Annotated in this window: 1 protein-coding gene; it reads left to right on the plus strand. The window is 68.6% G+C overall.

Annotated features, from left to right (window positions below):
• The coding region (locus AZG88_RS18155; protein ID WP_156517524.1) for a non-ribosomal peptide synthetase at positions 1-6,270 on the plus strand (6,270 nt) is incomplete at both ends.

A 6,270-nucleotide genomic window follows, 5' to 3' on the forward strand; every position in this document is an offset into this window, starting at 1 on the left:
TCGACCGCAAAGCCCTGCCCGAACCGGATTTCGGTAGCGCGACTGTGGGTTTCCTCGCTCCCCGAACCCCGATCGAGGGGATCGTGGCCGCCGTGTGCGCCGACCTGCTCGGTGTCCCGAGGGTAGGCGCGAACGACGACTTCTTCGCCCTCGGCGGAAACTCTCTGATCGCCACCAGGTTGGTCGCGCGGATCAATGCGGCCGTCGGGGACCGGATCGGTATTCGCGACGTGTTCGACGCCCCCACCGTGGCCGGTCTGGCGGCACTGGCCGAGTCGCAGGAGGGACTGGAGGCCCGACCACCACTGAAGCCCAGGGAAGGTACCGCGGAAGTCCCCGTGTCGCCGGCCCAGCAGCGGATGTGGTTCGTCAACCAGTTCGACACCTCCTCGTCCGCATACAACGTCGTGTTCGCGTTGAGGCTCGAGGGGCGGCTCGACGTGCGTGCTCTCCGGGCGGCGGTTGCCGACGTCATCGAACGGCACGAGGCCGTGCGGACGATCTTCCCGCTCACCGACGACGGGCCGCGCCAGGTGATCCTGCCCGCGGCGAGCGCGGTGCCCGACCTCGAACCGATCGCGGTGTCGGGGGAAGCCGAGTTCCGCGAACATTCGCGGAGAGTGCTGGCCGCAGGATTCGACGTGACGACGCAGGTGCCGTTGCGCGCACGACTGTTCAGCCTCGACGCGGACGTGCACGTGCTCGCGGTGGTGGTGCATCACATCGCGGCGGACGGCTTCTCGATGGCACCGCTGGCCCGCGACGTCATGGACGCGTACGTGTCCCGGGTGAACGGGTCGGCCCCGGAGTGGGCTCCGCTCGAGGTGCAGTACGCCGACTACGCGCTGTGGCAGCGCGAGTGGCTGGGATCGGAATCCGATGAGAATTCGCCCATTTCGCGACAGCTGACGTATTGGACCACCACGCTGTCGGATCTGCCCGAAGTGCTGGAGTTGCCTACGGATCGTCCCCGTCCCACCGTCCGGTCACTTCGCGGCGGCCACGTCGAGTTCGTGATCGGACCCGAGGTTCATGCCGGTGTGGTCAGGCTGGCACGGCAACACACCACGACGGTGTTCATGACGTTGCATGCCGCGTTGGCGATCATGCTGGCACGCGTGAGCGGTGCGGACGACATCGCCGTCGGGACGCCGATCGCCGGTCGCGGCGAGCGCGAACTCGACGACGTGGTGGGCATGTTCGTCAACACCCTCGTCCTGCGCACCCACGTCGACGGCGGCGCCACATTCTCCGAGTTCCTGACCGGCGTTCGGGAAGCCGATCTGGGCGCCTTCACCCATGCGGACGTCCCGTTCGAACGGGTGGTGGAAGTCCTGAGTCCTTCCCGGGTGACGGCATACGCGCCGCTCTTCCAAGTGATGCTGGAGTTCCAGGACATCGAGCGCCCCACCGTGGAATTGCCGGATCTGCAGGTCCGGAACATCGACCTCGAGATCGACACCGTCAACTTCGATCTGCAGTTGACGCTGGCCGAGATCGTCGATGCCGACGGCAACCCGACCGGCATTGCCGCGGGGCTGGGCTACGCGACCGATCTCTTCGACGAGGATACGGTGCTCGGTTTCGCGGAACGACTCGTGCGCATTCTCGAGGCGGTCACGGCAGACCCCGGCGCCCGGGTCGGAGACATCGACATTCTCGGACCGCTGGAGCGTGCCGTACTGTCCCCGGTGGCGGGCGGTGCGGCGGTAGCGGCACGGACACTGCCGGATCTGATGGTCGAGGCGGCCGCGAACGATCCGGAGGCCCCGGCGTTGGTCTTCGACGGGCGTGTCGTGCGCTACGGGGACCTCGACAGGCGATCGAACCAGTTGGCCCGCATGTTGATCGAGCGCGGCGTCGGCCCGGAATCCGTCGTCGCACTGTGTGTGCCGCGGTCCGTCGAATCCGTCCTGGCCGTCTGGGCGGTGGCCAAGTCGGGGGCCGCGTTCCTTCCGGTGGATCCGGACCATCCGGCCGCACGGATCGAATTCATGCTCACGGACTCCGGCGCCGTGTGGGGTGTGTCGGGCTCGACGCAACGCGGCGCACTTCCGGACGCGGTGCCGTGGCTGGTGATGGGTGACCCGGCCTTCGAGGACAAGCTGTCACACTATCCGTCGTCGCCGGTCACCGATGACGAGCGGATTTCGACGATTCGGATCGACAATCCCGCCTACCTCATCTACACCTCGGGGTCGACCGGCAGGCCCAAAGGTGTGATCACCACGCACCGCGGTCTCGCCGCCTTCGCCACCCAGGAGAGGGAGACGTTCGGCACGACACCCGAATCCAGAACGCTGCACTTCGCATCGCCGAGCTTCGACGCGTCCGTTCTCGAACTGCTGCTGGCGGTCGGCGCGGCAGCCACGATGGTGATCGCACCGCCGTCCGTCTACGGTGGTGCCGAATTGGGGCAGTTGCTGGAATCCGAGCGGGTCACGCACTGCTTCGTCACTCCGGGGGCGCTCGCGTCGGTCGATCCCGACGGTCTCACCGCCCTCGAGTGCGTGGTCACGGGCGGCGAGGCGTGTCCGCCCGAACTGGTCGAACGGTGGGCGCCGGGCCGTCGCATGTTCGACGCGTACGGTCCGACCGAGTCGACCGTCGTGTCGAGCATCAGCGACGAACTGGTGCCGGGGGCTCCGGTCACGATCGGCACGCCCACGCGTGGTTTCGCCGAGGTTGTGCTGGACTCGCGACTGCACCCGGTGCCTGCCGGTGTCGCAGGGGAGTTGTATCTCGCAGGTCCCGCCCTCGCACGCGGGTACCGCCGGCGGTTCCGACTGACCGCCGAACGCTTCGTCGCCGACCCCTTCGGCCCGCCCGGAAGCCGGATGTATCGCACCGGCGACCGGGCGCGCTGGCTTCCCGACGGTCAGTTGGAGTACCTCGGGCGCTCCGATTCCCAGGTGAAAATCCGGGGCTTCCGCATCGAACTCGGTGAGGTCGAGTCGGCGTTGCTCGCCCACGACTCCGTGGCCCACGCGGTCGCGAGCGTGTGGAACGGCGACGGCGGCGGCGATCGGCTGATCGGGTACCTGGTGCCCGCACCGGATGCGACGGTCGATTCGAGGGCTGTCCTCGACTTCGTCGGGGGCAGGTTGGCGTCGTACATGGTGCCGGCGGCGCTGGTGACACTCGAATCGCTTCCCCTGACGGTGCACGGAAAGCTCGACCGCACAGCGCTTCCGGCTCCCGACTTTGCGGGTTCCGGGAGTCGGCCGCCGCACACCGAGACCGAGGAGCTTCTCGCCGGACTGTTCGAGGAGGTGCTCGGACTGGACTCGGTGGGCGTGGACGACTCGTTCTTCGCCCTCGGCGGCGACAGCATCATGTCGATACAGTTCGTGGCCCGTGCACGAGCCGCCGGTGTGATCCTCTCTCCCCGCGACGTGTTCGACCACCGAACGGTCGCCGGTCTCGCCGCGGTGGCGCGATTCGACAGCGACGGCGCAGTGGCTCTCGACGAGCTGCCGGGCGGTGGCGTCGGCCCCCTGCCGCTGACACCCGTCGCGCGGTGGACGTTCGAGCGCAGTGACGGTCGGCTCGACAGGTTCTCTCAGGCGCTGTTGCTGGCGGCCCCCGCCGGCCTCACCCACGAGGTTCTCGTCCGCGCCGTCGAGGCGGTACTGGACCGGCACGACCTGCTCCGCGCACGTGTGTCCGCGGACGGCATGGACGTGCTGCCGGCGGGCTCGGTGCCCGCGGATGCACTGGTCCGTCGGGTGCCGGTCGACACGGTGACGGGAGACGACTTCACCGCACTCGCGACCACGGCACTCGATGCTGCGGCCGACCACCTGGACCCCGCCGCGGCCCGCATGGTGCGGGTGGTCTGGTTCGACGTCCCAGGCGACGTCGGCCGACTGCTCGTGGTGGTGCACCACCTCGTGGTCGACGGTGTCTCGTGGCGCATCCTCGTCGCGGATCTCGCGTCGGCGTGCAGCCAACTCCAGGCCGGTCTCACCCCGGAGCTGCCGGCAGTCGGAACGTCGATGCGGCGGTGGTCGCACGGCCTGTCCGATGCGGCGCGGCACCGGACCGGCGAACTGGCCTCGTGGAAGAAGATCCTCGACGGACCGGACCCGCTGATCGGTTCGCGCCCAGTGGATCCCGCGATCGACGTCGACGCGACCGTCGGCACCGTCAGGGTCGACGTGACGTCGTCGGTGACCGGCGCCCTGCTCACCACGCTTCCGGACGCGTTCCACGGGAGCGTGGGCGACGGGTTGCTCGCCGCGGTCACGCTGGCACTGATCGCCTGGCGACGGGAACGGGACGTCGTCGTGTCGGACGCGCTGATCACCCTCGAGGGGCACGGCCGCGAAGAGCAGGTCGTCTCCGGCGCGGACCTGTCGCGTACCGTCGGCTGGTTCACCACGGTGTATCCGGCGCGGTTGGATCTCACCGGAATCGACGTCGACGACGCGATGGCAGGTGGTGTCACGGCAGGGCAGGCGGTCAAGGCCGTCAAGGAGCAGTTGCTCGCGATCCCGGATCACGGGATCGGCTTCGGACTACTGCGCTACCTGGACGACGAGACGGCGGAGTCCCTCAGCCGATTCCCGGCTCCGCAAGTGAGTTTCAACTACCTCGGCCGAGTGACCACCACGGACGGAGCCGCGGACTGGCTGCCGGTGGAGAGCACGCTCGGCGGCACTCGGAATTCCGACATGCCCGTCGCATCCGTGATCGACGTCAACGCCGTCGTCTCCGACAGTCCAGAGGGACCCCGTCTGATGGCGTCGTTCGCATTTCCGACCGGGGTCCTCCGCGAGGCCGAGGTCGCGGCGTTTGCGGATCTGTGGCGCAGAGCCCTCGACGGACTTGCCGCGCACGCATCACGACCGGATGCGGGCGGGCTGACGCCGTCCGACGTTCCGCTGGTGTCGGCGAACCAGCAGCAGATCGAGCGCTGGGAGGAGCGTTTCCCGGCACTGCGGGACGTGTGGTCGCTGTCTCCACTGCAGTCCGGATTGCTGTTCCATGCTTCCCTGGCCGCGGAGTCGATGGACGTCTACACCGCGCAACTGCGCATCGACCTCGAGGGTGCGGTGGACGCCGAACGTCTGCGCGCCGCCGCGGCAGGGCTGCTGGCCCGCCACCCCAGCCTGCGGACCGCGTTCGTCTACGACGACGGGATGCCCGCGCAACTGGTGATCGACACGGTGGACGTGCCGTGGCGGGAAGTGGATCTCACCGTCGAGGGGTCGGCCCCCGACACGGAACTCGAGCGCCTGCTCGACGAGGACCGCAGTGCCCGATTCGACCTCGCCCGGCCGCCTCTGCTCCGGCTGACCCTGTTCCGCACCGCACCGGGACGCTTCGTGCTGGCGGTCACGAATCACCACATCATCCTGGACGGCTGGTCGATGCCGTTGCTGGTGCGGGAACTGCTGGTTCGTTATGCCGCCCACGGCGACCCGGCCGGACTGCCGGAGCCGCCCTCGTATCGCACGTATCTGGAATGGGTGGCGAACCGGGACGCGGAGGCGTCGGCGCGAGCCTGGGAACGAGCGCTCGACGGTGTCGAGGAGCCGACGCTGGTGGCGCCGCACGCATCTGCGGCGCTCTACGGTGTGCCCCACGAACTCGACGTCGAACTGCCCGCCCCGCTACGGAGCGGACTCGCCACGGCGGCGGAGTGCGCCGGCGTCACCATGAACACGGTGATCCAGGCGGCGTGGGGGATGCTGTTGTCCCGGTTGCTCTCCCGCGACGACGTGGTCTTCGGTGTCACCGTGTCCGGTCGTCCGCCGCAGCTGTCCGGTGTCGAGAACATGCTGGGACTGTTCATCAACACGGTGCCCGTGCGAGTACGGGTGAACCCGGACGAGAGTGTCGCGCGGCTGCTCGCCCGCCTGCAGGACGAGCAGACGTCCCTGCTCGACCACCATCACCTCGGCCTCGGCGAAATTCAGTCGCGGGTGGGTCTGGGCAATCTGTTCGACACGCTGTCGGTGTTCGAGTCGTTCCCGATCGACACGTCCGGGCTGGACGAGAACACCGACATCGGGGGCATGCGGGTGACCGGTCTCGATGCCCGCGACGCCACGCACTATCCGCTCACTCTGCTGTCGATCCTCGAACCGCAGCTGCGATTGAGTCTGCGCTACCAACCGGGAGCCGTCGACCGAGACGAAGCCGGAGCGCTCGCCGACCGCCTCGTCCGGATTCTGGTGACGATCGCCGGCGGCGTGGACACCGCGGTCGGTGATGTGGAGGTTCTGGGGCCGGGTGAGCGGGAGTTGGTGGTGGGTTCGTGGA

The organism is Rhodococcus sp. LB1, from assembly GCF_001583455.1.
Lineage (GTDB): Bacteria > Actinomycetota > Actinomycetes > Mycobacteriales > Mycobacteriaceae > Rhodococcus_F > Rhodococcus_F opacus.